Consider the following 24,043-nt stretch of genomic DNA (forward strand, 5'->3'; position numbering starts at 1 on the left):
CGCTCAACACAGTGTGTCCCTTACCCCTTAAATGAGGCCGGTGGAATGGAATAGGTTGCGGTGGCGTGTGCAATCAGGTCATCGCTGCCTTCGCGGATGATTTCGCAATCCATTACCACAAGGCGCTTGCCACCTTTCAGAATACGGCATGTGGCGATCATATCGCCCGCCTCAGCTTTGCGCAGGAAGTTGATATTGATGTTGGTGGTCACCGCAAGCGCATGTAGCCCCAAATTCCCAAGCAGAACCACATAGGCAGCATAATCCACCAGCGCCATCAAGGATGGGCCAGAAACAGTCCCACCCGGACGCAGATGAACATCCCCTGCCTTCAACCTGACAATGGCTTTTCCCGGTAGAATCTCGTCGATGAAATATGCGCGCCCCAGCGCATGCATCTGCGGGAATGCCTTGTCCAGAAATTCCGTCAATTCTGCCGGACTAAACTTAACAGCAGGCGCCGCCACCTCACTGGTCATGAAGTCCCTCCTCCTCATGCAAGCCGACATACTGATATATGAGACTGCGATTTACCAGCTGAACAAAAGTTCTAAACCGTTGCGCTAGGCTCAAGTTTTGTTCACTCTGTGATTTAACACTTAATCAAGGCCAGATAGCCTGCTAAAGGCATCTCAACGACTATTTTAAGCACGATGGAGATCCACCATGTCTGACGCAGACACCGCAAAAGATCAGAGCGAAGCAGAGCGTCCAATGCTCGGCAAACTGCTGCACAATGGTGTTCAGCGTATCGTCATGCAGCGCCCGGAGCGTATGAACGCATTGTCCATGGCCATGATGAAAGAGCTTTGCGCCGCCTTGGATGAAGCCGCAGCCAACCCGGAAGTTCGCGTTGTCCTGCTCGGTGCAGAAGGCAAGGTGTTCTGCGCAGGCCATGACTTGAAAGAACTGACCGCAGCTCGCGCGGAAGCCGACGGTGGCAAAGCCTTCTACCAGCAGACATTCGATCAATGCGCTGAACTGATGCAAAAGATTGTGAACCTGCCAAAACCAGTCATCGCAGTTGTTACGGGTGTCGCTACGGCAGCAGGCTGCCAGCTCGTCGCCTCTTGCGACCTTGCTCTGGCACTCGACACAGCAACCTTCTGCACGCCTGGCGTCAACATCGGTCTCTTCTGCTCCACCCCAATGGTTGCCCTCACCCGCAACATAGGCCGCAAACAGGCTATGGAAATGTTGCTGACCGGTGAAAGCATCGATGCCTCCACCGCAAAAGAGTACGGTCTGATCAACCGCGTGGTACAGGCAGATTATCTGGAAGTTGTGGTGCAGAAATATGCTGAAGTCATCGGCTCTAAATCTGCCCTGACAGTCAAAACCGGCAAGGAAGCCTTCTACAAGCAGGCAGATATGCCATTGGCAGAAGCGTACGCTTACACCTCCAAGGTCATGGCAGAAAATATGCTGGCCAATGACGCAGAAGAAGGCATCAGCGCATTCCTGCAAAAGCGTACTCCAGAATGGAAAGACAGCTGATCAGCTAACAAGGAGCGACAAGCATGGCAGCCGGGTATTCAAAAAGATCGCTAGCTCAAAAACTAGGTCTGAAACCCGGCATGCACTGTTGGTGGCACAACATGCCGCAGAGCGTTTCCGATGAAATTACCGCAGGAGTTGACGATCTGGTCCTCCTACCCACTCTGGAAACCGGCGTAAGCACTGCCCATATCTTTGTAACAGGTCAAAGCGAACTGGCAGATCTGCTGGGTAAGCTGCGCATGAAACTGGATGCAGACGGCATGATCTGGGTGTCATGGCCCAAGAAAGCATCCAAAGTCCCCTCTGAGGTGACTGAAGATACAGTAAGAGAAATTTGCCTGCCTATGGGACTGGTCGACATCAAGGTCTGCGCCGTTGATGCAGTCTGGTCCGGTCTTAAACTTGTCATTCGCAAGGAGCTGCGTGCCGCGCATCGGCAAAGGCAGCAGGCAGCCAGAGAAATTGCAGAGAGTTGATAAGAATATGAACCACGATCACTATTCCGACGATTACATTCAGAACATTCTGGAAAGCACCAAGACAATCGCGTTGGTCGGCGCCAGCAACAAGCCGGAGCGTGCCAGCTTCCGCGTGCTGGGCTACCTGCTGGAGCAAGGCTACACCGTCTATCCAATCAATCCAGGACAGGCTGGCACCGAAATCGCAGGCGCAAAAGTCTACGCATCCCTGAGTGATCTGCCTGAAGCGGTCGACATGATTGATGTCTTCCGTAACTCAGAAGCTGCTGGCGGTGTCATCGATGAGGCCATCGCACTGCCAACACCTCCCAAAGCCATCTGGCTTCAGCTGGGTGTGAGAAACGACGACGCAGCTGCACGGGCAGAAGAAAAGGGAATCAAAGTGGTTATGGACCGATGCCCAAAGATCGAAATCCCGCGCCTAGCATCTGTTGCAGCCAGCTAAACACGCATTTTTATGCGCTCTCGGAGCCTTACACCTGAGAGCGCATTTCACTTCTTAGAATGATTTTCCAATCCCTCACCACTAAAGCAAACAGAATTTCAAGCATCAGATAGCCGTCATATTGCTTGAGCTTTCTGCAAGAGTGAAGCGCGCTCATCTTTCCCTTCTGCGCTTGCCAACCTGCGGTTGCCCCCTCATAGTTCCTAGCGGGAAATTATATAAATTTCAGCAGAGAATGACGCGCCTGTTCCAAGGGTTTGCATGCCATGCACCTTGCGCAGCACCGCTCCATCCTGCAAGCGCATTGAAAGGACTGCCTCATGAGCGAGAACACCCCAGGCTTTGATACCCTTGCAATTCACGCAGGCGCGAAACCAGACCCAACCACAGGCGCACGCGCAACACCAATCTACCAAACCACCTCATTTGTGTTTGATGATGTAGACCACGCAGCTTCCCTGTTCGGTCTTCAGGCGTTTGGCAACATCTACACCCGCATCACCAACCCAACCACAGCAGTGCTTGAAGAGCGCGTCGCAACCCTGGAAGGCGGCACAGCAGCTCTGGCAGTGGCATCCGGTCATGCTGCACAGCTCCTCACCTTCCACGCGCTCATGACACCGGGCTGCAACATCGTTGCCTCCAAGCGCATGTATGGTGGCACCATCAACCAGCTCAACCATTCCTTCAAGAGCTTCGGCTGGGACGTGAAGTGGGCGGAAGGTCTGGATGGACAGAGCTTTGCGGATCAGATCGACGAAAACACCCGTGCCGTGTTCATTGAAAGTGTTGCCAATCCAGGTGGTGTGGTCATGGACATTGAGGGCATCTCAGCCGTTGCCAAAGAAGCTGGCGTCCCGCTGATCGTCGACAACACCATGGCAACACCATACCTCTGCCAGCCAATCAAGCACGGTGCAGACATCGTCCTCCACTCCCTGACCAAGTTCATGGGCGGCCACGGCAACTCCATGGGCGGTGCGATTGTTGATGCAGGCACATTCGACTGGGCAGCCTCCGGCAAGTACCCAATGCTGACCGAGCCGCGCCCTGAATACAACGACATGCGCCTCTTTGAGACCTTCGGAAGCATCGCCTTCGCAATCTGCTGCCGCGTCCTCGGCCTGCGCGATCTTGGCCCGGCAATCTCACCGCAGAACGCCTTCATGCTGATCACCGGCATCGAAACGCTGGCCCTGCGTATGCAAAAGCACTCTGACAACGCGCTGAAGGTCGCCGAGTTCCTGCAAGGCCATCCAGCCGTCAGCTGGGTATCCTACGCTGGCCTCGCAAACGATCCGTTCTATCAGGCACATCAGAAGTACTGCCCAAAGGGCGCAGGCGCTGTCTTCACCTTCGGCCTAAAAGGCGGATATGAAGCAGGCGTAGAGCTGGTGAAAGATCTGGAACTGTTCTCTCACCTTGCCAACATCGGCGACACCCGCTCACTCGTCATCCACCCGGCTTCAACCACCCACCGCCAGCTTTCTGACGAACAGAAAACAGCAGCAGGGGCTGGTCCGGACGTGGTGCGCGTCTCCATCGGCATTGAAGATGCTGCAGACATCATCGCAGACCTGAAACAGGCACTTGAGAACGCATAATTCTCAAATAAATCAAATACTTGAGATTGAAAAATGAATCAATCTCCAAGCTTTAGCTCAAAAAACAAGAAAGGCGCCCTAAGAGGCGCCTTTTTCGATTCCACATCAATCACTTATTCCAGAAATCGGAATCACTATCTGAGCGCAGCTTCCTTTTCCCGACGCAGCAGGCAAACCTGCTCAACAGCCAACGCAAGAACAATCAGCGCCATCGCCTGATGTGCCAATGCGCGATCCATTGGAACCATGCCGAGCAAAGTCACAACGCCAAGGAAAACCTGAATGACAATCGCAACCATCAACCAGCTGGCATTCTGCTTCAACGCAGCATCCCGGTTCCAGCGCATCAGATAAAAGCTCTGCAGGAAAACAGCCACAACCAACACGTAGGCAATCATGCGATGCTGGAACTGCACCATCATCACATTCTCAAAGAAGTTGATCCACCAAGGAGACATGATGAACAGACCAGATGGGATAATCTGCCCATCCATCAGCGGCCATGTGTTGAAGGTCAGACCCGCATTCAGGCCAGCAACCAACGCCCCAAGGAACAGCTGGAAAAGCACCAGAGCAACCAAACCATACGCCCCCATCAGCCCATCACCAAACACATCCCAGCCATCACGCTTCAACTCAGGACGTCGCTTGAGAACGCCAGCAAGGTAATAGAGATAGGCGAACAGAATACACGCCACACTCAAATGCACGGCAAGACGGTACTGGCTCACATCAACCCGGTTCACCAGCCCTGAAGCCACCATCCACCAGCCAATCGCACCTTGCAGACCACCCAGCAGAAACGCGATCACAAGCCGTGGCTTCAACCAGGAACTGACCTGTCCGCGTGCCCAGAACCAAACCAATGGGATGAAGAAGAACAGACCGATCACGCGGCCTAGCAGGCGATGCCCCCACTCCCACCAGAAGATGCCCTTGAACTCATCAAGCGTCATCCCCTCATTGAGAACCTTGTACTGAGGGATCTGCTTGTACTTCTCAAACTCCTCCTCCCACTCAGCTGCATTCAGCGGCGGAATAGCACCGTGAATTGGTTTCCATTCAGTGATGGAAAGGCCGGAATCCGTCAGACGGGTCGCCCCACCAACAACAACCATGGCCAAAATCAAAAAGCAGATGAACAGCAACCACACACGAATTTGCCTGCGGTTGGATAGGTCTTGAGCGGAAAGATCTGAAGTGTAGAACGGAGTAGACATGACACCTATTCGAAGAGCTTGTTTGCCCCTATATATGTCAGATCCGCAGCCAAATCAGGAAAAATACGCAGATCCTCACAGCAGTCTAGACAAATTACCTAGAATTTGCAGGCGAAAGCAGGCCACTCAATAGCGCAGCGCTGTCATAGACTTAGAGGCGCTCCAGCAGGATCAGATCAGCAAGACCTGCAAATTGTCTGCAAGATCCTCTTGAAAAATATATGCATTTTGAACTATGGCTTGCGCGGAAAAGAAGAGCCCAATGCAATGAGGCTTTCAAGGAGAACTATATGGCTTCGCCAGTGCGCCGCTTCATCGGTATGATTTTTCTGGTCACGTTTGTGGTCGTCTATGTCTTCGTCGCCATGGTGATTGGCGATCTGACAATGGCAGACAAACACTGGTCCCTTAAGCTGATCTTCTTCGCAATCGCTGGTCTGATCTGGGTTATCCCGGCAGGCATGATCATCAGCTGGACCTATAAGAAGCGCTAGGTTTTCTAGCGCTCGTTACCTCTGCAATAAGGACCGGGCACGTTTCACCGCGTGATAAGCCGCAAAGGCTGCCCCGGTCAGGTACACATCAACCATCCTCTGGTTTTGATGCAGTCCATTCAGAGAGACCCGCGGTAAATGATAGGGCCGCTCCAGATTCTTCGCAGAGAGCGTTCCAGGCTGCGTTGTAACAGCCGCCGCAAACCCAAGTTCCTCCGCCACAGCTTCACACCGCCGGTCAACCGCCTCTGCAAACCCGTAAGGGTAAGCCAACATGGTCGGCCTCTTGCCAAGCCGCGCAAGCATTTCCTCCTGCCCGGCCTGTATATGCTGCCGGATCTCTTCCTCAGTAGAAAGCCGCGCCAACATCGGATGGGTATCCGTATGAGCACCCAGGCTCACCAGAGGGTCCTGAGCAAGCTCTTTCAGCTCCTCAAAGGAAAGAATAAGCTCCTGACACAGCGCTCGCCAGTCATGGCCGTATCGCTCTGCAGCTTCCCGAACAACGTCTCTTTGAGCGGTCTCAGGTACTTCGCTGATCAGCATGCAGCGTGAAGCTTCAAAGGCAGCTTCCTTAAGCTCAAGCGACGAACAATCATAGGTAAACTGCCGCTCACCAAATCGCAGAGAAACACTCGTATTCTCGGCAATGAGTTGCTCCAGAATAATCCACCAGAGCTCAGAGTTATGGTTGCTGTATTCGCTACTGATGAAGATCGTGAAAGGGACGTTCAGCTCCTTCAGGATGGGGTAAGCCACATCACGATTGTCTTTGTAGCCATCATCAAACGTCAGAACAGCAAACCTGGAGGCAGACTTCTCACTTGCCCGAAGCCGCTCAAGCGCAACATCCAATGATACAAACTCGTATCCAGAAGCCCGCACCTGTTTGACGGTATCTCGAAGAAACTCCGGCGTGACCTCCAAGAGTTTATTGGGCTGAAAAGCACGATCCGATGCGGGCAGCACGCGGTGCAGCGTAAAAATAACACCATCGCCAGCGGTCACCCCTTTAAAAAAACGAGCGGGACCACGACTGCTAAAAAGATAACTCGCGCAACTAATAAATAAATGTTTGAAGGATTTCCGCACGGAGACCCCCTAGTTCCCAACCGAAATTGTATCAAATTGTAACTGGGAATTATTTACGATTAATTTCAATTTGGGTTGCTCTACATAGTTAGGTTTGAGATTCATTAAGAGCTTGGAACTAATAATTCCTTGTATTTTATTTAGGGCATTCTCAATGGTACTTCCTCAATCCACCGAAAAAAGCGAGAGCACATCATGCGCAGATCGCAAGACCACGCTGGATTTGGACCAACTTACCTTTCAGATTTACACCGGCAATGATTTGCAACAATTGCGAGCAGACTGGCTGGCACTGGAAGCAGAGGCCCAAGGAAGTGCGTATCACGCCTATGAATGGTGCAAAAGCTGGGCGCAACACGTGGCTGCTTCCGAAAAAGCCACAGCGCTAATTGTTGCTGGATACATCAACGAGAAACTCCACGTTCTGCTCCCCCTCGCCCTTCATCAGTGTCATCTGGCGAAAACGACAAGATGGCTTGGCGAGGAGATTTTCAACCAGAACACAGGGTATTGGTCAAAGGAGTTGTTGGCCGCACCACAAGCGCATTTCCTCCGCCCTCGCCTGTTTGCTGCACTGAAGGCATGGGGAGTTGATCTTATTCACCTGGGCAACATGAGCTTTAAGGTGGAAGCCGCCGACAATCCTCTGGTGCGCATGGACGACACCACCAGCACCAACGCAATCTATCCGTTTGAGCTGACAGGTCCGGCAGAAGAATTCATCAAAGCAAAACGCTCCAAAGCCGCCCGCAAGAAGCACCGCAGCAAACTGAACAAGCTACAGTCTCTCGGCGCACTCACCTTCACAAACGAAGTAACCCGCGAAGGTGCGTCAGCCACTGTGGACGCGATGATCAAACAACGCGAAGTGCGGCAAGCCGAAACCGGCATTCCGACAGCTTTTGCATTACCCAACTACCAAAGCTTCGCAAGAGAGGCCTTCGCTGATTTGGCAAAAGAGGACAGCCCAACAACTCCGCTGATCTATAGCCTGAAACTTGATGATGAGATCATCAGCACCTGCCTCAGCCTCAAATCCGGAAACCGCATCTACTGTTATTGCACATCCATCATCAGCGGAGACCTGATGCGTTACAGCCCGGGCGAGCTGCTTATGCAACACGTGATTGAGGACATGTGCGAGGAAGGCCTGAAAGTCTTTGATTTCGGCTTAGGAGAAGAACGCTTCAAACTGGCCTGGGCTGAACCAGAGTATCTCAAAGACTGGATTGAGCCCCTTACCTTAAAAGGCAAGCTCGCAGCAGCTCTAGAAAGCGCTAAACTCAGCTCAAAACGCAAGCTCAGAAACAACCAGAGCTTCTGGCAGCTATACCGCCGCATCCGCGGAATGTTCGCCCGCCTACAGCACTAAAATTCTTTTGAGAATAAGCTGTTAAATGGCAGCCCTTACGCCGCCATATCAACCTGCAACCACGCCGCAGCTTCATTGCTGACCACACGCTCCACCTCTACAGGTGCCTTGGTGTGCTTTTCCAGGATAGAGAGCGCTTTTTCCAGTTCTGGCCCTGCAGGAGAACCATCTGTCGCAATAATCACACGATCTGCTTCAGAGAGCATCTGCGCGCAAATTAGGCTTGGCTCAATAAGGCCAAGATCAGCGACAATCACATCATAAGTCAGATCAAGCGCTTCCATGATGAGGTTATAACGGCCACCATAGACCACCTCATCCCGAATAGGCATGACACCAGATTGTATCACGTGTGCACGGGAAACCGGATCGCGGTGGATCACATTCGTGAAGGCAGCTTCCCCTTCCAACAACTCAGAAAAGCCCGGCTTGAGCGGCTCTGATCCATCTTCTGACTGCGGAACATCACCAACTTCCTCAAGTGGTGTTTCCTTTAGGATAGACTGAGCACCTTCACCACCCTCGGAGCGCACTTCAACAACCACTGGCATGATGCCACGAGCAGCAATTTTGCGAGTGCAGCTCAGAGCTACACGAGAAGAAAGGCTTTCATCCTCAACGCTAAGCACAACAACCCGGCTCACCTTTTCCAGCTGGTTCGCATTGTCTGCCTTCACTTCTTTCAAAGCGAGGGATGGAACGTCAACTTCGTGCTCTTCTTCGTCCTGCTCTTCATCAAACTCTTCAGTTTCATCGACAACGGTTTCGTCTTCCACGTCATCATGAAGCTCAGCCTGCTCTTCTGTCAGCTCGTCTTCAGCAATCTCTTCCTCCTCAGGAGTTGACTTGTCTTCCTCTTCTTCAAAAGATGGCTTCAGCTCAACAGGAGGGGCAGCAACTGCATGGCTGCGGGTTGTTGCATCAACCACGCTTTCCAACGCATTTGATGTCGCTGTCCCGATAGACTCTTTCGGATTGGCCGCAGGCGCTGCTGGTGTCGCAAAAGACTCACGGCGCAGCACTTCACCAGAGATCAACGCTCGGACAATGCTCCACAGACATCCTAGGAAGAACGCAGCGAAGCCAGCAATAGCAGCGAGTGCAGATGGTTTACGACCTGATGGTTCGCTAGGCACAGACGCACGGGAAATCACTCGAGAGTCAGCATTCAGAACACCAACACCTTGCAGAACCTCCGCTTCCCGAAGGCTCACCAGCAACTGGTTCAGCTGCTCTTCTTTAGAGCGCGCTTCACGTTCTAGTTCCTGCAAACGCACCTGATCAGCGCCAGAACGAGCCGCTTCTTTCTTCAACTCATTCACTTGCGCGTTCAAGGCAACATAACGGTCCTGAGCGATCTTGGCGTCATTCTCAAGACCAATAACAATCTTCTCAGCTTCAGCGCGGATCTGGCGATCATACCCACGCAGCTGAGAGCGCAGAGCTTTGATCTGCGGGTGGTTCGGCAGCAAAGTGGTGGAAAGCTCAGCAATACGGTTCTCCAACGCCAGCTGACGCTCCCGCAAACGCTGAATAAGCGACGAGTTCAGAACCTGCGTTGCAGTTTCCAAGGATCCACCATTCTCCAACAAAGACCGGATCTGCTTAGCCTGCGCTTCAGCCTGAGACTTTGCCACGATGGCAGCGGAGACCTGAGAGTTCAGCTCTGACAACTGCTGCTGATTGAGTGTTCTGTTTTCAGACCCCAACAACAAATCAGCACCAGAGCGAAACTCAGCAACTTTCTGCTGCGCAGCCTCAACCTCATTCTCAAGACGAGCAACCTGAGGAGCAAGCGCATCCGCTGTATTGTTGGTCACTGCCCGCTTCGCGTTATCCTGCAGTGTGCGGTACTCATTGACCACGGTGTTCGCAACACGCGCAGCCAGCTCCGGGTCCTTGCTGGTAAAGCGAACCGCAATCACGCGGGAGCCGTCCACCTGATAAACATCCAGATTGCTGGTGAACTTGTTCAGAAGACGCTCAGCTTTACTCACCTGATTGGAAGTTGGCTCAAACCCGACGGAGGTCATCAGCCGATCAACAAGACCCGGCTCACTCTTGGAAGCAAACACACTGTTGTTTTCAAGATCAAGCTTCTGAACAACATGGCGCGCCAGATCGCGCGATTGCAGCAACTGAACCTGGCTGGCGATACCTTCTTTATCTAAGAGGGAGCGTTCCTGCTCACTGTTCCGGATCTGCCCCGGCAGCACAATCTTCGCAGTATCGATAAGGACTTTGGATTCACTGGTGTATTTCGCGGTCTGCTTGCTGGCCAGATAGAAGGTGCCAAAAGCGACCAGCGCTGCAAACGGGATCACCCAAAGGAGTCCCTTCAGCACTTTTTTGAACAGCACGCCCATATCAAGAAAGACATCTTCTTGCGGCACAGCCCACTTCCCCACTCAATACAAAGCCCGAAACAATTTTCTGCGCACAAGAATGCATAGACAGGGTAACCAAGTTATTAAGCACCTTAATCAAATGCTGGAAAGAAATGACAAAGAGCCCAACAATTCTTACAAAATTAATTGGAGGATAATTACAATATTTATATTCTGTTAACCTTGAGCGCCGAAATATACTCCCAATGAATTTAAAGGATTTCGTAATGCGCCCGCGCCTACTAGCAGTTATTGCTGGCTTAACTCTGTTAACGAGTTGTTCATCTTATAAAAAGCCAGAACCTGCTTTCCATGAGGAACTGGTCCAGCCTTACACGCTTGCCGCGAGTGACGAAGTCCGCATCATTGTTTTTGGACAGGCTGATCTGTCCAACACCTATAAGATTGATCAGGGTGGCAGCCTCGCCTTTCCACTCATCGGGCAAGTCAACGCAAACGGCAAAACACCCAAGCAACTGGCAAGCATGATCCGCGCACGTCTGAAGAACGGCTTCATCCGCGATCCGGATGTCTCTGTAGAAGTCGCCGTCTATCGTCCAATTTTCGTTATGGGCGAAGTCAGAAACGCAGGCCAGTACGCCTATCTTCCAGGCATGACAGTGCAGAACGCCATCGCAACAGCCGGTGGCTTCACAGCACGCGCACGCCAGCAGGATGTAGATCTGACCCGCCAACTGGGTGCTGAAGTGACCAACGGCGTTGTTCCAATCACAGCTCCAGTCCGTCCGGGGGACACGCTGTATGTGCACGAGCGGCTCTTTTAAAATTAAGAGCATGCACTCTACATGCCTTTGCGTCTTGTTAAGCTAAAACCGCAGGTTAAGAGTTAATTAACCCTGTCGATTAACAGGTCAAACAGTATTTTAAGCTAGCAATAAACTCAGTTGCGCGGCGGTCTGTGCTGGGGAGCATCAGACCATGCATGCGCGGTGGGGAGTTTGCTGCGGATGTCTACGGACAAGCTGAAAATCGTTCATTGCATACGTGCGCCTTTGGGCGGCGCGTTTCGCCATCTTATGGATCTGGTCGAAGAGCAGATTGAGATGGGTCACGAGCTCGGCATCGTCTGCGCCTCTAACGGTATTCCACCCTCTTCATTGGCACAGTTGGAAACACTCAAACCCAGACTTTCTCTGGGTTTAATCACCGTCCCAATGGCGCGGGCGCTCGCTCCCAAAGACCTGTTCAGCTTCTTCAAACTGCTCAAACATCTTGCTCCTTTAAAGCCAGATGTCCTGCACGGCCATGGTGCCAAGGGTGGAGTATGGGCACGCACAATCGGCACGGCGCTTAAACTACGCGGTCTCCCAACCAGACGTGTTTACAGTCCTCACGGCGGAAGTCTGCACTACGACTTTTCCAGCACCTCAGGCAAGGTCTACATCACGCTTGAGAAGCTCTTGAGACCGCTCACAGACTCACTTGTGTTTACCAGTGCGTTTGAGAAAGCCGCTTATCAACAAAAGATCGGCATGAAGGGCGAACGCCCAGACAGCAAGATCGTTCATAACGGCCTGAGAGAAACTGAGTTCGGGCAAAGCCCAGTTGATGAGGACGCTGCTGATCTTCTGTTTGTCGGCGAGCTGCGCCTACTCAAAGGAGTAGATCTGCTCATCAACGCCATTGATGACCTGCATCGCAACACCAACTCTAGGCCAACCCTGGCCATTGTCGGCAACGGACCGGATCGTGCGCTCTTTGAGCAAATGGTCAGCGACAGGAACCTCCAGGCCTACATCACGTTTCATGGCTTCCAGAAACTCGATCAGGCTCTCCCCTTGGGAAAAACGGCTGTCATTCCGTCCAGAGCAGAGGCCCTTCCCTACATTGTGCTGGAGCTGCTTGCCGCTCAAAAGCCACTGATCACAACCCGTGTTGGCGGCATTCCTGAAATCTATGCGCAGCACAAGAAGACACTCGTTCAACCAGACGACCAGCAAGCCCTGACAAACGCTGTCAGCTGGGCGTTGTCGCATACGGATGAACAGATCGAGTTGAGCCTGCAACTGCAGGACCATCTCAAATCCAATTTCACTCTGTCGCAAATGGCGCAGAGCATAACCCAACTTTATCAACCCGTTCAAAGTGCGAAGAACGAACTGGCAGACGCTTCACAGCAGTCTCAACAGTCCGCGCTGCACTCACCAGAAAAACTCACTTAGGCGCACGGCAACATGGTCAAACATCGCTTCAATGTAATTGAGAGTGGCCCGTCACCTGACGACAAAACCACGACAGACGGTCACCTAGCATCTGCGACGCACAACGAAGACGTCACAATCAGCAATCTTTCCAAGGATGCATTGGAGGTGGCTGCAACCCTGCGCACCAACACCATCTCCAAATCCGTTTTTGATGGCTTCATGCGCACCGCAGACGCGGCCTTGATCGTCATCACGGGGATTGTCGCATACTTAAGCGGAGCAGCCTTGGACATCCCGCCTCTTTGGCAGATCTTTGCGCTGTTCGAAGCCTCCATGATCGGCATTATGCTGTTTCAGATGGCAGACCTTTATCAGGCCAACGCCCTGCAAAAGGTGGTTGCGCAAGTTATGCGGCTGATCACAGCATGGGCGCTTGTGTTCGCCGCTCTGATCACATCTCTGCTTCTGATCCTGCCTTCCGCAGAAATTCCGCAGGCGTTCTTGCTGAAGTGGTTTGTCAGCGGCGCTGCTGTCCTGACCATCTTCAGAATGGTCATGCGCGGTTTCATCGTGCGCTGGACACGCATGGGCCGCCTGAGCCGCCGAGCAGTTCTGGTGGGCGGCGGACAAGCAGCTGCTGACCTTATTGCAGAGCTGGAGCGCCAGCCAAACAATGACATCGAAATCTGCGGCATCTTTGATGATCGTTCCAACGACCGCTCCCCACCGAGCGTCGCCGGCTATCAGAAGCTCGGCAACGTTTCTGATCTGGTGGAGTTTGCCCGCATCGCGCAGATCGACATGCTGCTGGTGACAATCCCGATCCGTGCAGAAAAGCGCATCATTCAGCTACTGGAGAAACTCTGGGTGCTGCCGGTTGATATCCGCCTATCCGCACACGCAGATAAACTCCGCTTCCGTCAAAGAGCATCGTCCTTCGTTGGCACCGTGCCATTCGTCGATGTTCTGGAAAAGCCAATTGCGGATTGGGACACCATCGCCAAACGGGCATTCGACATCTTCTTTGCCAGCCTGTCGCTGATCGCCCTCTCCCCTGTCATGCTGATCACGGCACTGCTGATCAAGCTGGACAGTTCTGGACCGGTCATCTTCCGCCAGAAGCGCTATGGCTTTAACAACGAGCTGATCGACGTCTTTAAATTCCGTTCCATGTATCACGACATGACTGACGCGAACGCCTCCAAACTGGTGACCAAAGGCGATCCACGCGTCACCAAGGTTGGCCGTATCATCCGCAAGACATCCATCGATGAACTTCCGCAGCTCATCAACGTGCTGATGGGTCAGCTGTCACTGGTCGGCCCACGCCCTCATGCCCTTTCCGCAAAGGCCGAAAACCGCCTCTATGAAAATGTGGTGGATGGGTACTTTGCACGCCACAAAGTGAAGCCAGGCGTGACAGGTTGGGCGCAGATCAAAGGTTGGCGCGGAGAGACAGACACAGAAGACAAGATCCAGAAACGTGTCGAATGCGACATTTATTATATCGAGAACTGGTCTGTTTTCTTTGATCTTTATATCTTGATTAAAACACCGTTCTGCCTTCTGGAAACGGAAAACGCATATTGACCGACCTATCGCGCCCTCACGATGGTATCGGACGCACGCGCCCCTTCTGGCACGTGCCTCTGACGATCGGCACAGAAACAATTGCCCGCGCGCTGTTGTTTCTGACCGCGTCCGTGAGCGCGCTCGTCATCATAGAACCGGCTCCATATGACCTGCTCATCGCACTCTTGCTGGTGGGCTGGTCCTTCTTTGGATTGGAACTGCGTAAAGACATCCTGCCGCTTCTGATCCTACTGTGTTTCTATATCGTAGGCGGCATCATGGCTTTGCCTGCGGCGGCAGACACCAAAGAAGCTGTCATCTTCTACGCAGTCACGGTCTTCCTAGCCTTCTCGTCTTTCCTCTACGCAGCAACACTCTCCGCAAAAATCGAGCGGATTGAGGCGATTGAGAAGGGATACATGCTCGCAGCCCTATTTGCGACGCTGCTGGCCCTTGCTGGATACTTCAACGCCTTCCCCGGAGCGTATGACCAGTTCACCCTGTATGGCCGCGCCAAAGGTACCTTCAAAGACCCAAACGTCTACGGTCCGTTCCTGCTGCTGCCGACGCTGCTGATCACCTACGACATCCTGACCAAACCCCTGAAGGAGAACATCCTCAAAGCAGGCATCTTGCTAGTCTTGTTGCTCGGCGCTTTCCTCTCCTTCTCCCGCGCAGCCTGGGGCATGACGCTCGGCGGCGCACTCATGGTCTTCCTGCTCGTCTTCATCAACGAGCGTCGTTCAGTGCCACGGTTGAAACTCCTCGGCATACTTGGCCTCGCAGGTATCGGCCTTATTGTGGCGCTTTTGGCAATCCTTTCCATTGAATCGATCTCGGAGATGTTCACTCTCCGCGCCAAGCTCGTGCAGGACTACGACGGTGCTCGTCTGGGCCGTTTTGGCCGCTGGGGAGAAGGTTTCACGCTTGTCACAGAACGTCCATTTGGCCTTGGTGTTGGTGGGTTTAACTCCATCTTCCCGGAGGATGAGCACAACGCCTATCTGAAGGCCTTTACAACCTACGGGTGGCTTGGTGGCCTCTCCTATGTAACGCTCGTTTTCTGGACACTGATCAAAGCTTTGCCACTGGTTTTCAAACCACGTCCATGGCAGAAATACATCGTCTGCACCTACGTTGCATTCCTGCTACACGCTTGTGTTAGCTTCATTATTGACAGTGACCACTGGCGCCACTACTTCCTGCTGCTCGGCATCCTGTGGGCCATCATTGCAGCGGAATCCGGCATTTCCCGCTACAGGCGTTTTCCACCAGCACAATAACGCCAGCCGCATTTGATCCTTGATCAGACAACCTGAATTAGGTAGGAAAGTTGTAAGGATAAGCCGTTAAGGCTACTCCTGAAATAGGAATACTTGCATGTGCGGTCCCCGCATCCAGGCGCAAGTATCCTCATAGGTTCGGGTAGTAGCGCAGCCTGGTAGCGCACTTCACTGGGGGTGAAGGGGTCGTCGGTTCAAATCCGGCCTACCCGACCATTTTTCTTCTACTCCTCAGGCTTCCCGTGTTCTCTGCACCAGCAGATAGCCACCTACACCCACGCCAATCAGCAGTGAAAGAGCAAACGCCCATTGTACGGGGCCAGAGCCAGCAAGCATTCCTGCCAAGCCAGAAACAGCCGCCGCAGCTTTGCTCAAACCTTCCGGTGTCATCAATGCATTGATCGCACCAGTCTCCTGCCCCAGCGCTTTTGCCCCCTGCCCGCGATCAAACCCATCCAGAACTGGCACTGTTTGTTTGTGCTTGCCACGATCTTCCATAAGCTTGAGCGACTTTTCCTGCACCTCCCGCACCCGGCGAGACCAACCGTTCTTGTTGTAAGGCCAGTTCCGCAACCGCTTCATAAAAGCCAACCTTCGAGCCGAAAGCTCATTCACCAGATAAACCACAGGACGTTGCTTGATCGCAGCAAGCGTCTTCAAGCCAATCACACCATCAACACCCACCCCAAGGATCGTCTGAAGTGTCTTCACGGCCCGCGCAGGACCGGAATTAACCGCAAAGTCAAAAAGCGCATAATCCAGACCAACCGGCAAACGATCCCCTTGCACAGCATCCCAATACTGCGCCCGATAGATCTCGACAGCCTCAGACTGACTCAGCGCCTGAACTTCTTCCACACTTACCTTTCGTTCCCGCCACGCACTCAATGTGCCCTGCGTGATCCCGTAATGTGTTGGCCCTCCCGGATCCGCTTTGCGGTTGCGATGGGCAAACCCACCTTCAGTGTGAAGCAAATCAGCGATAATCAGGTCAAACGTAAACTTCATCAGCATCTCCCAACAAAAAAGGAGGCTTGAGGCCTCCATCGGAACACAAAAAAGACCGCAGAAGCGGCCTCAGAAAATTCAAATAGATATGATCAGCTCTGCGGCACGACCGGCAGGAAGTAATGCAAGGAAAGCCTGAGCTTCCCGCCAGTGAAGGCGCCTCCATTCGCCGTGACTCGAACAGGCGTATCTGCATAGAACGCTGTCGGCCCAATCACCCCGGCATTGTTTGAGCCAGCAGTCACTCCCAGCGAACCACCAAACTTGCTGGTCTCATCCGCGATCCCACAATCATAGGAACTCGCGCCGGTGATGGCCTCTGTCACACGCGTAGAAACGCAAAAGACGATTGCTCGGGAGGGAATGTGAAGAGTGCTGTCGGTATAGCTACCGGAAAGAGTAATCAGTTCATCAACGGTCACGAACTGGCTCTGTGCCTTATGCGCACTTTCGCTAAGCACCGTCGTTTCCTGCTGAAATGCGGCACCGCCTGTAGTGCTATCAACGCCTAGTCCTGTAACGGAAGAGAACCCTACCCAGCCACCGCCGGAATAAACACGCATGGCACCCAGGCTTTGCACCCAGGCAGCCCAGCCCTCAACAGGTGCCAGAAAGCGCCAGACACCACCGTCAAAGGCTGCGATTGTGTACTCATGCCCAGCAAAGGTGCCCGTGGCACCAGCAGGTACGATATAGCGCTCCCCCTCATCAGGGTCCGCAGGAGGCGCGCTCACGCTGTCGGAAACAACAGCAAGCTGCACCACCAGATCAACGAGCGCCAAGGCCTCGTTATGTGTCACATGCTTTTGTGCTTGAGCAGCTGCCAGAACCGGCAGCTTTAAATGTGTCGTCCATTCACTCATCAAGATCCCCATAGATCGCCTAGCCTACGCAAAAGCGTATCATTCAGCGCAGCGAGGGGGATAAGTCTTGATGAAACCGTAAGGCCTGTCAGCCGGCGGCTTAGGCTGATGCCTTAAGCGACATGACGACCGGTACCATCACCAGCCAGTGACCAGATGCGGGTGCGGTTACGTGCCATTTTTTCATCAACAGCAAAGGAAAGCTCGGCACCATGCAGACCAACGAGGCGATGCAAAAGAATAGCAATTTCAGCAGCATCAGCTGCAACATCACGCGCACTGTCACCGCTTTCGACTGCCATTTGCAGAGCTGCCAGCTCTTCTCGCGCCCGCTCAATCAATGCATTCAGATCAGCCACCTGACCAAAGGTTCTCTCACCCCAGGCGGTAATGCTTGCACTGCTTTCAATGGTTACCATGTTCGCCCACCTTCAAACTCTGGGGCCTGTTCCCGCAAGATTGGTAAGCCAACCCAATTGAAAACAAACCCGAAACACCAAACCGGAGCACTCAGTATGTTGCGATCTTGAGCGACGCCTCCGGACATTGAACATGAAATGAACTCACGCTTACCCCTATCCAGTTAGCCCTCAGGAAAAAGAAAAAGCGGAGACAACCTCCTGTCCCCGCCTATTCTTCAGGTAAAAAAGGCCAGACTTTGGCCCTTTTTTGATAGTTTACATGGTTTCCAGAGCCGAAACGGACTCATTCATGGCCTGATCGAGCACGTCCAGCAAGTAATCCGCATTTTCCTTAGAAAAAATCATCGGTGGGCGCATCTTCAACACATTGTCATAGGGCCCTTCAGTGCCCATCAAGATGCCCAGATCCTTGGCACGGTTCGCTACACGCTTGGCCATATCCGTTGCAGGCTCCTTGGTTTTGCGGTCTTTCACAAGCTCCACACCAAGGAACAAGCCCATGCCGCGCACATCGCCAATGAACTCATACTTCTCCATCATCTTGCGGAAGCCAGATAGAATATAGTCGCCAACCACACGAGCATTCTCACGCAGTCCATCCCGCTCAATAACATTGAGAACAGAAAGCCCAACCGCGCAGGAAACCGGATTGCCGCCAAACGTGTTGAAGTACTCCATACCGTTGTTGAAGCTCTTCGCCACCTCGCGCGTGGTAACGAGAGCGGCCATAGGATGACCGTTACCAATAGGCTTGCCCATGGTCACAACATCAGGCGTCACACCCTGGGTTTCAAAAGCCCACCAGTGAGAACCAACCCGGCCAAAGCCAACCTGCACCTCATCAGCCACACACAAACCACCCTCAGCGCGGATCAGCTTGTAAACCTCATCCAGATATCCGTCCGGCATGAACACCTGACCAGCCACACTTGGAATTGATTCAGCAATGAAGAAAGCTGGTGCACGACCTTGTTTCCTCATCAGATCCAGCTGCTCAGCTACGCTCTGCACATAACGCGCAGTGATCTCTTCAGGTGCCCAGTCTGCAGGAGCGCGATAAGCATCAGGAATGGCAGCCTCAAACACGTGGTCGGGCCGTCCCTTCCCGCCATTGCGCTTGTATTTGTAAGGGCTCAGCGCAATCAGCTCAGGTGTAGTGCCATGATAAGCCCAGTCCAAAACCACCGCATCCCGGCGGCCCGTATGCGCTTCGGCCATACGGATCATCAGGCTGTTCGCCTCACTGCCCGTACACACAAAAGACGCAACAGCCAGATCATCCGGCAATGTAGCCGTCAGCCGTTCGGAGTACTCCACGATGTTGTCATGTAGATAACGTGTATTGGTATTCAGCAGGCCTGCCTGATGAGAAAGCGCCTCAACCACCTCCGGATGTGCATGCCCCAGATGACAAACATTGTTGAAGCAATCCAGATATGCTCGTCCGCGATGGTCAATCAGATAGGCGCCTTCACCCCGCACAAACTTGATCGGCTCGCTGTAGGAGATGGAAAGGTTCGGCAGCAGGTTCTGGCGGCGCGACGACACAATCTCATCAATAGAACGCCCGTCACTGCCCAATGTCTCTTGAGGAAGTCCGGCAAAATCAATTGCGGATGGGAACAGATCCGCCCACACATCAAGATACTTTTCCTCCCCAACACCAAGGATCTCCTCAGCGCTCAAAGAAACATCCGCTGAAAGCTGCAAGTGCAGATGAGGTGCCCAGCCGCCATTCTCATCTTCAGCGCCAAGATACCCGACCGTCTCACCAGCTTTAACGACATCGCCCGTCTTTAATCGGCTGGCCGCCTCATGCGCCATATGTCCCCACAGGCTCACAAAGGGCTGTCCGCAGTCCGTCTCATGGTCCAGCGCAATCATGCAGCCATAGCCAAGCGGATCGGTCTCAATCACAACAGAACGGACCTTGCCATCCATAGGCGCACGAACGCGGGTGCCAGATGGAAGGAACAGATCAAACCCTAGGTGATTACGGCGGCGCTCACCTTCGATAAAGCGGCTCTCAAAAAAGTCGGAGGAATAAACACTGCGACTTTCACCCCATGGGCCGATGCCCAGCTCCACATTGTGAGCTTCACAATAATCTTCCCACCACTCCTGCGCAGCTTCCGGCTGGCGATCCCGGGACTTCACAGTCATCTCATTTTGAGGATCTCCATAGGGCACCATGGCCTTGGACATCAACTTTGGATGACGCTCAAACAGACCAGCAAAGGAGTTGCGGTTCTTCGCACAGAACTCAGCAACTCTCCGCGCGCCCGGCACCGCCTCAAACCCGCAGGCCTTGCGCAGGATTGCCGTCGCAAACGCTGGCTTCATGCTGTAAAGTTTGTAGAGCAGGTTCCATGCTGGCGCTTCACTGACTGCCAGATAAGGATTGTCTTCAGTCTCGTCTTTCCGAAGCGCAGAAAGGCTCACACTGGTCACAAGCCGCATGGCAATCAGGTCAAAGAGAAGATCAACCTCCCCCTCTTCCAACGGATACTCCGCATGATAAGCCGCAGCCAGATCCGCTGCAGAACCAATCGGATCAGCCACCTCCATAATCGTATAGGCCGCCGCAATCGCAACTTCCGCAATCACCGGCGTGTGCAAGCTGTCCCCGAAATCAATCAGACCGCACACACGGGAATGATCATCAGGATCGACCAGCACATTCCAGTCATTAGCGTCATTGTGAATGACAGCTGCCCGTAGGCCTGCGAGCTTGGGAGCAACCAGACGATCAAAGCGCTCACTGAAGTACTCCACAATACGCCGGCGATCAGGATCGCCAATGGCGGTCAACCGATCACGCGCATCACCAGCCGCACGAAGATCCCATTCAAAACTGCGCAGAGCTCCCGGATGCACGAACCCGCGAAGCGCTTTGTCCATCTTGCCAAGCAAAGTGCCAAGGCTGGCAACAACGCCCTCCTCCCGCTTGGTTTCAGCCAGCGGCACGCCCGTCACCCACGAAACCACGCGCATTGCATGCTGTGCTCCATCTGACCCAACGACACTTTGCGTGGCACCGCCGTCATTTGTCAGGCGCAGTCGCGGCATTGGCAGCTCTGGCGCAGAAACAGCAAGATGCTGCAGCATAGCCGTCTGAAAGCCAGTCTCTGCCTCAGGCTCGCTGGAATTGACGATCTTTACAGTCCAGCGCGTTCCATCCTCCGCATCAAGGCGATGGTTCTGGTCGCGCTCACTTTCCAGCGGCGACAAGGTACCTTTCAGCTCCCAATGCTTACTCAGCAACTCAGCAATGGTTTCACGGTCAAAATTCGGGGCGGGATGGCTAATATCAGTCATGGGTCTCTCCGGTTGGCCCGAATATATCCCACCCTGATATTTCAGAATACCGACTTTATGTCAGTTGCGCCGACACTATGTCGCGATTAATAAGTATTTTAACGGCACTCTTCCTGAAAGCCCGCTTTAAGGACCACCAATGCTCGACGCCACCGACCGCGAGATCATCGCGATCCTCTCCAAAGAAGCCCGCATTCCGATCAAAACACTGGCTGCGCGCATCAACCTGTCCCGCAGCGCCACCAGCGAGCGCATAACCCGGCTGGAGAATAACGGTACAATCCGCGGCTACAGAGCAGACATCGGCGGTCTCGATCCAACCCACATCTCCGCCTTCCTCTTCATCCGCCTCTCCCGCACACCCATGCGCGAAATTCTGGACGTGCTGGCTGCTTTCCCGGAAGTGAAGCGGGTTAGTTCTGTCAGTGGTGAGCTGGATCTGGTGGTTGAGGTGGTTGCCCCATCCATGGAAGTGCTCAACAACGTGCGCGATGCAATCGCCTCCACTGATGGTGTGAAGGACCTGACAACCACTGTCATTTTGCGGGATGAGTTTCAGCGCACCTGAAACGACAAAGGGCGCCGACTGCATGAAACAGTGAACGCCCTAAACCTTGAAATCAGATCGACCTGACTAGCGTGCCTGATCCAGCATACGCTTACATTCCAGCAGCTCAAACAGCGTGGACTGCAGACGGTCCACATCGTCTTTGGAAAGACCAGGTGCAGCAGCCTCTTCCTTTTCAGAACCCATCAGACGGTCCATGAAGCCAAAGGCACCATGCCCCCCTTTGCCACCCGCCTCTGGTTCATCATCTGGCAACAAACCAGATGGTAGCGGCATTTGTGGCTCAGGTTCACTTTCAAGCGGAAGATCTGCCTGTGTTTCTGCAGGCCGCTCCGCAACCCAATCTTCCTGAGGCTCATAAACATCCTGCGCAGGTGCCATCACAGCCTGAGCCACAGCAGCTTCCGCTGCACTGCGTACAGAATGATCAGAAACCTGGGATGGATCAGGAGCAACGCCTACAGGCGTGGAAGCGCTGGATGAGGTCGGGATGACAACGCCACCGCCCTCTTTCCAAACGTCCATAACGACGCGCACGCCTTGCTCTCGCAAAATACGTTGCACGCCTTTAATCGTATAGCCTTCCCCATAGAGCAAATGGCGGATACCGCGCAAAAGCTCAAGGTCGTCAGGTCTGTAGTAGCGGCGACCACCACCTCGTTTCAGAGGCCTGATCTGGGTAAATCGAGTTTCCCAGAACCGCAGAACATGCTGCGGCAGATCCAGTTCGCTTGCTACTTCACTAATTGTTCGGAACGCGTCGGCGCTCTTCTCCACGATGCAGACCCTCTAAACCTTATTATTTTTGGGGCAGCAAATTAGCTGGCGCCCTCAACCAGTGCATCGTTGATGCGCTGCTTAAGAACATTGCTTGGCTTGAACACCATAACCCGGCGTGGAGAAATCGGAACTTCCTCGCCTGTTTTTGGGTTACGGCCAATGCGTTCACCTTTCGAGCGAACAACAAAAGAGCCAAAACTAGACAGTTTGACAGACTCGCCATTTTCCAGGCTTGCAGAAATCTCTGCGAGCACCTGCTCGACGAGTTCGGCAGATTCAGTCCGAGATAGGCCGACCTTCTGGTAAACCGCTTCACATAAATCAGCGCGGGTTACAGTGTGACTACCCATTCCACCCTCCTCCGGTAAAGCCATGATCCGTAAGAATAAAGCTTGCTTTCAACAAGTTACGGTATGGCCAACCGGCGTCAGGGTCAACAGCTCATTTGCTAAGAATTGCAACCCTCTGGGGTTTTTTGCTGCTTTTTACCACTTAAGGAGCACTGAACCCCAGGTAAAGCCGCCACCCATGGCTTCCAGCATGATCAGATCACCCTTTTTGACCTTGCCAGCTTTTACAATGCTGTCCAGTGCCAAAGGAATCGATGCTGCTGAAGTGTTGCCGTGTTGGGAAACTGTTTTCACTACCTTTTCAGGAGCGATTCCGAGTTTCTTGGCGGACGCATCAATAATGCGCTGGTTCGCCTGGTGCGGAACAAACCAGTCCAGATCTTCCGCAGATGTGCCAGTGGCATCAAAGGCAGCTTCAATCACGTCGGTGACCATGCCAACCGCGTGCTTGAACACTTCTTTGCCCTGCATACGCAGATGACCTGCTGTGCCAGTGGTGGAAGGACCACCATCCACGTAAAGCTTCTCTTTATGACGACCATCAGAACGCAGCTGACAAGTCAGAACACCGCTCTCGTCAATGGAAGGCTCGCCTTCCTGCGCTTCCATCACAACAGCGCCAGCGCCATCGCCAAACAGAACGCAGGTCGTCCGGTCTTCCCAGTCCAGAATGCGGGAGAAAGTCTCAGCGCCAATCACAAGCGCACGCTTTGCCAGACCGCCACGCAGATAGGCATCCGCAGTGGTCACAGCATAAACGAAGCCGGAGCACACAGCCTGAACGTCAAACGCAAAACCGTGGTTGATGCCAAGCGCAGCCTGAACAGCAACAGCCGTTGCCGGGAAAGTGTTGTCAGGTGTGGAAGTTGCCAGAACGATCAGATCGATGTCCTGCGCATCAACACCGGCATTTTCTAGCGCAGCCTTGGCAGCATTCACTGCAAGGTGAGAGGTAAACTCGCCTTCTGCAGCAATGTGACGGTTCTTGATCCCGGTACGCTGAACGATCCACTCATCCGAAGTGTCAACAATCTCGGTAAGCTGCTGGTTAGTAAGTGCTTTCTCAGGCAGATAGCTGCCACAGCCCAAAAATACAGAGCGAAGTGCCTTCACTTTAAACC

Annotated in this window: 22 protein-coding genes and 1 tRNA gene; 12 read left to right on the forward strand and 11 right to left on the reverse strand. The window is 53.4% G+C overall.

Going from position 1 to position 24,043, the window contains the following annotated elements; translation table 11 throughout:
• Positions 1–20 precede the first annotated feature (20 nt).
• Entirely contained in the window at positions 21–479 is a 459-nt protein-coding gene (locus tag AC3CB2_RS07455; RefSeq protein ID WP_352929586.1) for a PaaI family thioesterase, read from the reverse strand.
• 187 nt (positions 480–666) lie between these two features.
• Between AC3CB2_RS07455 and AC3CB2_RS07460 the strand changes: the two genes are divergently transcribed.
• From AC3CB2_RS07460 to AC3CB2_RS07475, 4 genes are all read left to right on the forward strand, one after another.
• The gene (locus AC3CB2_RS07460; RefSeq protein ID WP_008546960.1) at positions 667–1,497 is read left to right on the forward strand and encodes an enoyl-CoA hydratase; all 831 of its coding nucleotides are present in this window, start codon (positions 667–669) and stop codon (positions 1,495–1,497) included.
• 23 nt (positions 1,498–1,520) lie between these two features.
• On the forward strand, positions 1,521–1,976 hold the full coding sequence (locus AC3CB2_RS07465) for a DUF3052 family protein (RefSeq protein WP_352929583.1): 456 nt from the start codon (positions 1,521–1,523) through the stop codon (positions 1,974–1,976).
• A gap of 7 nt (positions 1,977–1,983) precedes the next feature.
• Positions 1,984–2,424 carry a CoA-binding protein gene (locus tag AC3CB2_RS07470; protein WP_014286040.1) on the forward strand — a complete coding sequence of 147 codons (441 nt, stop codon included), beginning with the start codon at positions 1,984–1,986 and terminating at the stop codon, positions 2,422–2,424.
• Positions 2,425–2,744: 320 nt separating this feature from the next.
• The gene (locus AC3CB2_RS07475; protein WP_352929579.1) at positions 2,745–4,028 is read left to right on the forward strand and encodes an O-acetylhomoserine aminocarboxypropyltransferase; all 1,284 of its coding nucleotides are present in this window, start codon (positions 2,745–2,747) and stop codon (positions 4,026–4,028) included.
• A 134-nt stretch (positions 4,029–4,162) separates the two neighbouring features.
• Here AC3CB2_RS07475 and AC3CB2_RS07480 read toward each other — a convergent pair whose 3' ends face one another.
• Positions 4,163–5,248: a COX15/CtaA family protein gene (locus AC3CB2_RS07480; protein WP_352929577.1), complete on the reverse strand. Its 1,086-nt coding sequence runs from the start codon at positions 5,246–5,248 to the stop codon at positions 4,163–4,165.
• Between the two features lie 290 nt (positions 5,249–5,538).
• Here AC3CB2_RS07480 and AC3CB2_RS07485 point away from each other — a divergent pair, with 290 nt between their 5' ends.
• A complete protein-coding gene (locus tag AC3CB2_RS07485; protein WP_008546191.1) occupies positions 5,539–5,742 on the forward strand; it encodes a DUF2842 domain-containing protein in 204 nt (67 codons plus the stop codon).
• 15 nt (positions 5,743–5,757) lie between these two features.
• On the opposite strand, the gene AC3CB2_RS07490 is transcribed toward AC3CB2_RS07485, so the two are convergent.
• Positions 5,758–6,750, reverse strand: a complete 993-nt coding sequence (locus tag AC3CB2_RS07490; protein WP_352929573.1) for a polysaccharide deacetylase family protein — start codon at positions 6,748–6,750, stop codon at positions 5,758–5,760.
• A 238-nt stretch (positions 6,751–6,988) separates the two neighbouring features.
• On the opposite strand from AC3CB2_RS07490, the gene AC3CB2_RS07495 reads away from it, so the two are divergent.
• A complete protein-coding gene (locus tag AC3CB2_RS07495; RefSeq protein WP_352929570.1) occupies positions 6,989–8,206 on the forward strand; it encodes a GNAT family N-acetyltransferase in 1,218 nt (405 codons plus the stop codon).
• 35 nt (positions 8,207–8,241) lie between these two features.
• Here AC3CB2_RS07495 and AC3CB2_RS07500 read toward each other — a convergent pair whose 3' ends face one another.
• Positions 8,242–10,599: a GumC family protein gene (locus tag AC3CB2_RS07500; protein ID WP_352929567.1), complete on the reverse strand. Its 2,358-nt coding sequence runs from the start codon at positions 10,597–10,599 to the stop codon at positions 8,242–8,244.
• Between the two features lie 221 nt (positions 10,600–10,820).
• Between AC3CB2_RS07500 and AC3CB2_RS07505 the strand changes: the two genes are divergently transcribed.
• From AC3CB2_RS07505 to AC3CB2_RS07525, 5 genes are all read left to right on the forward strand, one after another.
• Positions 10,821–11,378 carry a polysaccharide biosynthesis/export family protein gene (locus AC3CB2_RS07505; protein ID WP_014286048.1) on the forward strand — a complete coding sequence of 186 codons (558 nt, stop codon included), beginning with the start codon at positions 10,821–10,823 and terminating at the stop codon, positions 11,376–11,378.
• 183 nt (positions 11,379–11,561) lie between these two features.
• The gene (locus AC3CB2_RS07510) at positions 11,562–12,776 is read left to right on the forward strand and encodes a glycosyltransferase (RefSeq protein WP_352929564.1); all 1,215 of its coding nucleotides are present in this window, start codon (positions 11,562–11,564) and stop codon (positions 12,774–12,776) included.
• Positions 12,777–12,788: 12 nt separating this feature from the next.
• Entirely contained in the window at positions 12,789–14,348 is a 1,560-nt protein-coding gene (locus AC3CB2_RS07515; protein ID WP_352929561.1) for an undecaprenyl-phosphate glucose phosphotransferase, read from the forward strand.
• On the forward strand, positions 14,345–15,613 hold the full coding sequence (locus AC3CB2_RS07520) for an O-antigen ligase family protein (protein WP_352929558.1): 1,269 nt from the start codon (positions 14,345–14,347) through the stop codon (positions 15,611–15,613). Before AC3CB2_RS07515 ends, AC3CB2_RS07520 begins: the two co-directional genes overlap by 4 nt.
• Positions 15,614–15,752: 139 nt before the next feature.
• Positions 15,753–15,829: transfer RNA gene (locus tag AC3CB2_RS07525), tRNA-Pro, on the forward strand.
• Between the two features lie 15 nt (positions 15,830–15,844).
• On the opposite strand, the gene AC3CB2_RS07530 is transcribed toward AC3CB2_RS07525, so the two are convergent.
• From AC3CB2_RS07530 to AC3CB2_RS07545, 4 genes are all read right to left on the reverse strand, one after another.
• Complete coding sequence (locus AC3CB2_RS07530) at positions 15,845–16,621, reverse strand: glycoside hydrolase family 108 protein (protein ID WP_352929555.1); 777 nt, start codon at positions 16,619–16,621, stop codon at positions 15,845–15,847.
• A 92-nt stretch (positions 16,622–16,713) separates the two neighbouring features.
• Complete coding sequence (locus AC3CB2_RS07535) at positions 16,714–17,484, reverse strand: DUF2793 domain-containing protein (RefSeq protein ID WP_352929552.1); 771 nt, start codon at positions 17,482–17,484, stop codon at positions 16,714–16,716.
• Positions 17,485–17,597: 113 nt separating this feature from the next.
• A complete protein-coding gene (locus AC3CB2_RS07540; RefSeq protein ID WP_008546976.1) occupies positions 17,598–17,903 on the reverse strand; it encodes a nucleoside triphosphate pyrophosphohydrolase family protein in 306 nt (101 codons plus the stop codon).
• Positions 17,904–18,161: 258 nt separating this feature from the next.
• Positions 18,162–21,224 (reverse strand): aminotransferase class III-fold pyridoxal phosphate-dependent enzyme, encoded by a 3,063-nt coding sequence (locus tag AC3CB2_RS07545; protein ID WP_352929549.1) that lies wholly within the window; start codon positions 21,222–21,224, stop codon positions 18,162–18,164.
• 139 nt (positions 21,225–21,363) lie between these two features.
• On the opposite strand from AC3CB2_RS07545, the gene AC3CB2_RS07550 reads away from it, so the two are divergent.
• Entirely contained in the window at positions 21,364–21,792 is a 429-nt protein-coding gene (locus tag AC3CB2_RS07550) for an Lrp/AsnC family transcriptional regulator (RefSeq protein ID WP_008546341.1), read from the forward strand.
• A gap of 66 nt (positions 21,793–21,858) precedes the next feature.
• On the opposite strand, the gene AC3CB2_RS07555 is transcribed toward AC3CB2_RS07550, so the two are convergent.
• The 3 genes from AC3CB2_RS07555 to AC3CB2_RS07565 form a co-directional block, all read right to left on the reverse strand.
• The gene (locus AC3CB2_RS07555; protein ID WP_014286055.1) at positions 21,859–22,569 is read right to left on the reverse strand and encodes a MerR family transcriptional regulator; all 711 of its coding nucleotides are present in this window, start codon (positions 22,567–22,569) and stop codon (positions 21,859–21,861) included.
• Positions 22,570–22,610: 41 nt separating this feature from the next.
• Positions 22,611–22,922, reverse strand: coding sequence for an integration host factor subunit alpha (locus AC3CB2_RS07560; protein ID WP_008546564.1), 312 nt, complete (start codon positions 22,920–22,922; stop codon positions 22,611–22,613).
• A gap of 135 nt (positions 22,923–23,057) precedes the next feature.
• Positions 23,058–24,035 (reverse strand): beta-ketoacyl-ACP synthase III, encoded by a 978-nt coding sequence (locus tag AC3CB2_RS07565; RefSeq protein WP_008546279.1) that lies wholly within the window; start codon positions 24,033–24,035, stop codon positions 23,058–23,060.
• Between the last annotated feature and the right edge of the window lie 8 nt (positions 24,036–24,043).

The organism is Pseudovibrio sp. SCP20 (assembly GCF_057774105.1).

Coding starts and splice junctions, on each gene's coding strand:
- AC3CB2_RS07560 (WP_008546564.1), bottom strand. CDS start 22,922: ATGGGTAGTCACACTGTAACCCGCGCTGATTTATGTGAAGCGGTTTAC.
- AC3CB2_RS07535 (WP_352929552.1), bottom strand. CDS start 17,484: ATGAGTGAATGGACGACACATTTAAAGCTGCCGGTTCTGGCAGCTGCT.
- AC3CB2_RS07495 (WP_352929570.1), top strand. CDS start 6,989: ATGGTACTTCCTCAATCCACCGAAAAAAGCGAGAGCACATCATGCGCA.
- AC3CB2_RS07545 (WP_352929549.1), bottom strand. CDS start 21,224: ATGACTGATATTAGCCATCCCGCCCCGAATTTTGACCGTGAAACCATT.
- AC3CB2_RS07510 (WP_352929564.1), top strand. CDS start 11,562: ATGTCTACGGACAAGCTGAAAATCGTTCATTGCATACGTGCGCCTTTG.
- AC3CB2_RS07550 (WP_008546341.1), top strand. CDS start 21,364: ATGCTCGACGCCACCGACCGCGAGATCATCGCGATCCTCTCCAAAGAA.
- AC3CB2_RS07515 (WP_352929561.1), top strand. CDS start 12,789: ATGGTCAAACATCGCTTCAATGTAATTGAGAGTGGCCCGTCACCTGAC.
- AC3CB2_RS07485 (WP_008546191.1), top strand. CDS start 5,539: ATGGCTTCGCCAGTGCGCCGCTTCATCGGTATGATTTTTCTGGTCACG.
- AC3CB2_RS07460 (WP_008546960.1), top strand. CDS start 667: ATGTCTGACGCAGACACCGCAAAAGATCAGAGCGAAGCAGAGCGTCCA.
- AC3CB2_RS07455 (WP_352929586.1), bottom strand. CDS start 479: ATGACCAGTGAGGTGGCGGCGCCTGCTGTTAAGTTTAGTCCGGCAGAA.
- AC3CB2_RS07540 (WP_008546976.1), bottom strand. CDS start 17,903: ATGGTAACCATTGAAAGCAGTGCAAGCATTACCGCCTGGGGTGAGAGA.
- AC3CB2_RS07475 (WP_352929579.1), top strand. CDS start 2,745: ATGAGCGAGAACACCCCAGGCTTTGATACCCTTGCAATTCACGCAGGC.
- AC3CB2_RS07530 (WP_352929555.1), bottom strand. CDS start 16,621: ATGAAGTTTACGTTTGACCTGATTATCGCTGATTTGCTTCACACTGAA.
- AC3CB2_RS07465 (WP_352929583.1), top strand. CDS start 1,521: ATGGCAGCCGGGTATTCAAAAAGATCGCTAGCTCAAAAACTAGGTCTG.
- AC3CB2_RS07470 (WP_014286040.1), top strand. CDS start 1,984: ATGAACCACGATCACTATTCCGACGATTACATTCAGAACATTCTGGAA.
- AC3CB2_RS07480 (WP_352929577.1), bottom strand. CDS start 5,248: ATGTCTACTCCGTTCTACACTTCAGATCTTTCCGCTCAAGACCTATCC.
- AC3CB2_RS07505 (WP_014286048.1), top strand. CDS start 10,821: ATGCGCCCGCGCCTACTAGCAGTTATTGCTGGCTTAACTCTGTTAACG.